We start from the raw sequence: 5,112 nt of genomic DNA, 5'->3' as shown, positions 1-5,112 counted from the left end.
GCCCGACCATCCGTCTGCAACCCGCGGATCGCCTCCGGTGACATGTACATCGCCGTCCCCAGCACCGCTCCCGTCGCCGTGTGTTGCGCCCCACCCACCATGCGGGCGATCCCAAAATCCATCAGGATCGCCTTCCCGTTTACATCCAGCATGATGTTCGCCGGCTTGATATCTCGGTGGATCATCCCACGCTGGTGTGCATATTCCGCTGCATCACAGATATCCGCTGTGTACCCCACCACCTCCCCTATGCTCATCCGCCGCCTGGCCCCGTTCAACCGCTTCAGACGCATCTGCAGCGTCTCCCCCACCACGTACTCCATCACCATGTAATATAAGTCACCATCGTGGCTGAAATCGTACACCTGCACGATATTCGGGTGGCGCAGATGCGCCACCGCCGTCGCCTCCTCCTCAAACCGCCGGAAGAATTCCGGGTTGTTCGACAGGTGCGGGTGGATCACCTTGATCGCCACCGCCCGTTTCAGGTTCGTGTCAGTCCCTTTGTAGACCGACGCCATGCCCCCCTGCCCGATCAGCGACTGGACCTGGTACCTGCCCCCCAACGTTTGTCCTTCTAGGTGTGCGATCCCCATTTACCGCCTCCGGTCATGGCTCAAGCAGCCACAACCACGCGTTATCGAATTTACACTCTGTCTTGCCTCCCTGGGTGAATGCCAGCATAGATAAGAATCCATCCGTGAAGATGGCTTGCTCTTTTTGGTAATTACCATAAGCGACTTGATAGTTCTGCTGAGCTTGTTCCATGATATCTTGATATTCTTCAAGCTGATCTTCGTAGGCCTGCGCAGCGGCTGAATCGGAAGAATCCACAGGTGGAACAGGTTGAGCAGGCAGAACGATGGGTTTAGGCGGTTGCGTGGTGTCTATCTCTCCGATTTTAGCCCCGTTGGTATAGATCTCGATCAGGTTACCCTGTGCTACGATGACAAAACGGTTCGTCGTGTCATTCTCCCATTGGAAAGACCGGTCAGCATCCTTGGGGTACAAGTCATGCATGTTGGCCAGGTCACCATCGGATACGGCCGTGAAGATTACCCGCCCATTGGCAAATCGAGTAGCAATTACCATGTAGGCATCTGGATTTTTCTGATCGCCATTCGAACGGAACATGAAGCCACATCCCGAGTCACCGTACTGCGTGTTCCAGGTGATATCTGACGCCAGCACGAAATTCTTCGCCGTGACGTTCATGTGATCATTCCCATAGGCGAATTCTTGATAGCCAGATACATCCAATGTCAGCGGATCATGTATCCACCCCACTTTTCCACTGGAAGCATCGAAACCGTACATGGATAATTCCGCAATAATCGGTGCGGTGACTGTTGAAGTCGCCAGCTTAGTCACATCGCGACCAGCCAGCTGGGCGGTTTGAGTTGCGGCTATGTCATGACTCTCCTGGGTGGCTTTGGCTTGAGCAGTCGCCAGCTCATTGGCATTGGAGGCCATGGCTTGCTCTGCTGTAGATGTGCCGGCAATATATTGTCGTAAAGCAGCCGCAGTCGCATCCCCTGACTTGTCACTACCAGTGCTGCAGCTCTGGATCACTAAGCAAAGCATAGCCAGGAGCAGCAGGCTGATCACAATTCGAGCCATGTGTTTATTCATAATGGACTCCCTCATCAAAATCTATTATCTCAAGCTGAAGCATCTTTACGTTTAATAAACACCAGAATCAACCCAAAATAGACGGCGACGATGATCGCTTGCGCAATCCAGGTTTGCGTCACCCATTTAATCAAAGTAGCCATATTCTTGGTGTCAACGAATGTCCAGCCCATAATATCGATGTTCGCCTGGATCAATGCTTCGGCCGAGTTGACCGCTTCTCTTCGGGCTCCTTCATACGAGACTTTCGCACTCTGGTAGTCTTCCATCTGGGCGGTATATAGATTCGCCTGCGTCCGGTACAAATCCATGGCACTCCTGAATTGATCCTGAATTACCTTCACATCATCCTGGTAGGATTGTAAAGAATTCATATATTGGACAACTGCTACCTGGTCGGTCTGGTCAGCGGGTGGCTCCGGGGCAGGCGGGATGACCGGCTCAGTAGGCTCAGGTCCGAGTGCTGCCGGTTCAACAGGAGCGATCTGATCGACCTCAGGTTTATAAAACTCACCTAACCCCGGGAAGTTGCATGAATTGGTATCAAAAATGGCCAGACCCACACATTTGCAACCTAATGCAGATTTTTGCTCCAAGGACATTGATTCGCGTTCATCTTTACTAAGAAGCCAGCACGGATCTGAAGCAATGTCTGCGCCAATCCCTGTCAAGCCGAGGAAGCTTTGGAAAGACCAGCGGGTTGAAGCAACTGCGGTAATATTTCCTGGTAATGGTGCCAAACTGCCGCTTAAAACGATTTGCGGGATGATCAATAGGATCATTAATAATGGAGCGACGCTTGGAGATTTTGAAATGGAAGATGCCAGCAACCCATTCATACTTCCTGCCAGAACCGCCAGCAGTGCCGAAATAAAATACATTCCCATTATGAGCGGAGTCGATGGGATATCGAAAGCTAAAAAATGGATAATCGTAAATGCTATTGCTCCATAGAACGATAACAGCATGGCTACCCAGGCTTTTGAAGCAACATACGGGAATATTTTTAAGTTCACCAAACGCTCACGTTTATATACATCAGCTTCCTTGACGAACTCCCGCATTTGCGAGAAGCCACCTACTAACAGGCAGTCGATGGCGAGAAGGAATGTCACAACAGATGCATTTTTAGCATTTCCACCAACCGTAGCAAACAAGTGCTTGCCCATCGTGGGGGCTAAGAAAAAGTCAAGGGAAGCAACCAGGACGGGTACAAGGAACATGAGCAGCAAGCTGGTTCGGTCTCTGAAGAGGATTTTGATGTTACGTGCAGATAGGATGGCGAATTGCCTGAACCCAGAGACACGCGGCCTGGCTTTTACCCTGGAAACTTTCTCTTTCTTCTTTTCCTTGGGGCTTTCCATGAGTTGTGTTCGCACAGATTGGAGTGGCTCGACGATGTACTTTTGATAGGCTGAGTGCTGAATGTAGCGATCAGCCCAATCCTGAGCTTTTCCCTTAGAGGGATCATCCAGAATGGCATATATTTGGTCGAACTCCATCTCATGCGCCCGCTGCTCGCGCTCTGAGCGATATTGGTTGAAATACGCTAACGCTTCTTCGGGTGGACCAAACCAGGCCACATATCCACCGCGTGCCAGGAAAACCACCTTATCGGCCAGCATCACGTTCTTCGTGGCATGCGTGATCATGACGATCGTTCGTCCCTGGTCGGCCAGCCTGCGCATCAGGTGCATGAAGGCGGTTTCCGTCCCAGGATCGAGGCCCGAAGTGGGCTCATCCAGGAAGAATAACCCGGGTTTGGTCAAAAGCTCAACACCGATCGAGACGCGCTTGATCTGCCCACCACTCAACCTGTGGATAGGTGTGTCTTTCCGCTCCAGCAAATCGAGGTCCTCCATCACCTGCATGATACGCTGGTGGCGCTCATCTTTTGTCGTATCACTCGGCATACGAAGCTGGGCAGCATAATTAAGCGCCTGATAAACGGTTAGTTCAAAATGGATGATGTCCCTTTGCGGGACATAACCAATTTCGTTTTGGATCACATCGAAGTTCGAGTAAATGTTTGTGCCATTAACCAGCACCACCCCCTGAGTGGCAGGCCTGTACCCGGCGATCGCATCGACCAGGGTGGATTTTCCACCACCCGATTGACCGACCACGACGATAAATTCACGCGATTTAAAAGCTAGAGAAATATCCTTTAGGATGTTGAGATCTTTGCGCACCCACTTATTCAGGTCGATCGCATCCACCCGCAAGCCGCGGCTTTCATCGAACTGCCCCAGCTCATCTTCACCCATCACAAAGCGGAATGATCCAATGCGAATCACATCACTCGGTTGCAGCCAAACCTCCCCTTCAACCCGGTTATCATTGACGAAGATGCCATTCGTGCTGCGCAGGTCGATCAGCCTGTGACGCTGACCAACCCGCTCGATCTGGGCATGATAGCGTGAGACTGCTGGCGATTCCAGGACGACATCATTGCTCGCATCCCGGCCGATCTGGATGATGTTCTTTTCGGTAAACCTGATTTTTGAGGCTTCCTTCTCAGCCGCCTTGGACAAGTCAACAAATGTCATGGTCACCATCATGCCAGGGTCAAGGCTGCCAATCCGCAGGGTATCACCATTCTGAAGTTTATGTTTATCAGCCAGGGGTCGCCCATCCAACAAGATTGGATTGCCTGCTGCCGGAACCAGGTAAAGAATATACCCGTCCTTCTCTTTCTCCAGGATCGCATGGTGGCGGGAGACGATGCGTGAATTGACCACGATGTCGTTATCTTCTGCACGACCGATGGTGACTCTGCTCGTACTCAAGGTATATGTCTTGACTTCCTCACCAGCAATAGCAACCTTAATTTGAGGTGGAGGAACAACTTGTGGACTCAGTGGTTCCTGGCCAATCATGGTCATTTGTGATTCGTCAGGAACGGGGATGGCAGACTCGGCTTCATCTGGTGCGGTGGTTTCGATGAGGGTTGGCTCAAATGGCTCTTCTATAAACGTCCCACTCTCAGGCGGAAACTCATTCTCAACCATCGTCGCGGCAACTAACGGCAGCTTTGCTTGAAATTCCATATGAACCAGTTTTCCAAGGCTGATAATGTCACCATTGTTCAGGCTGCGCGGTGTAGTGACGCGCTCGCCATTCACAGACGTGCCATTACTGCTACCGAGATCTTCCAACAGGTAGCGGCCGTTTTGGAAAATTAAATGGGCATGTTTTCGGGAAACACCTGGAGAATCAATCTGGATCGTGTTGGTCGGCTCGCGACCGAGGAGGATTTCATCTCCTTCCAACGGGTAAGCCGTTCCTGTGGAGGGTCCTTCTTTGATAACCAATAGGTAGGTGGGTTGATTATTCATAGCAGCTCCACAGCAATGCGAATTTATAGAATTATGATTGAATTAGTATGTAAATTTGTAGCCTTCTATCTGTGAAGATTAATACAATATTATAGCCCAACTTACTTTTTTTGAATAATAGAGATTACGCAACCTTTTTTCT

3 protein-coding genes are annotated in these 5,112 nt (G+C 50.7%); all 3 read right to left on the bottom strand.

Translation table 11 applies throughout. From position 1 onward, the window contains the following. Positions 1 to 596, bottom strand: a 596-nt coding sequence (locus tag C3F13_04680) for a serine/threonine protein kinase (GenBank protein ID PWB55333.1), incomplete at its 3' end; no start/stop codon positions are given. A 13-nt stretch (positions 597 to 609) separates the two neighbouring features. Continuing rightward, positions 610 to 1,632 (bottom strand): hypothetical protein, encoded by a 1,023-nt coding sequence (locus C3F13_04675; GenBank protein PWB55332.1) that lies wholly within the window; start codon positions 1,630 to 1,632, stop codon positions 610 to 612. 29 nt (positions 1,633 to 1,661) lie between these two features. Next, positions 1,662 to 4,970, bottom strand: a complete 3,309-nt coding sequence (locus C3F13_04670; protein ID PWB55331.1) for an ABC transporter ATP-binding protein — start codon at positions 4,968 to 4,970, stop codon at positions 1,662 to 1,664. Positions 4,971 to 5,112 lie beyond the last annotated feature (142 nt).

This window comes from Anaerolineales bacterium, assembly GCA_003105035.1.
Taxonomy (GTDB): domain Bacteria; phylum Chloroflexota; class Anaerolineae; order Anaerolineales; family UBA4823; genus FEB-25.
This window is presented reverse-complemented; position numbering and strand designations above follow the sequence as displayed.

What these genes read in the sequence shown, in the direction of transcription:
- C3F13_04675 (PWB55332.1), bottom strand. Translation starts at nt 1,632, where the DNA reads ATGAATAAACACATGGCTCGAATTGTGATCAGCCTGCTGCTCCTGGCT.
- C3F13_04670 (PWB55331.1), bottom strand. Translation starts at nt 4,970, where the DNA reads ATGAATAATCAACCCACCTACCTATTGGTTATCAAAGAAGGACCCTCC.